Genomic DNA, 233 nt, shown 5'->3' on the forward strand with positions numbered 1-233 from the left:
TGATATCTGTTTTGTCCATCGATAGGGGAAAGATAGCGCCATTTAGCATGCCAGTAGGTGAGGTTTACGGCAGATTCTAGTATTGTTTGTTGTAGGTGCTGCTGATCTCCTGCCATGGCTATCCGCTCCCAGATGATCTTAGTGTCAGCCATACAAGCTTCTGGGCTTCTTCCCCAGATGAGGTGAGACCCCTTACTGACATACATGAGCTGGTCTGACATGTCAGGCTTTAG

General features: G+C 48.1%; 1 protein-coding gene. It reads right to left on the bottom strand.

Annotation, left to right across the window (positions count from 1 at the left end; all coding sequences use genetic code 11):
- Window positions 1-221 (bottom strand): hypothetical protein (locus I5349_RS14130; protein WP_226391399.1); only part of this gene is annotated, 221 nt, incomplete at its 3' end.
- Window positions 222-233 lie beyond the last annotated feature (12 nt).

The organism is Penaeicola halotolerans (genome assembly GCF_016464625.1).
GTDB classification, from domain to species: Bacteria; Bacteroidota; Bacteroidia; order Cytophagales; family Cyclobacteriaceae; genus Penaeicola; species Penaeicola halotolerans.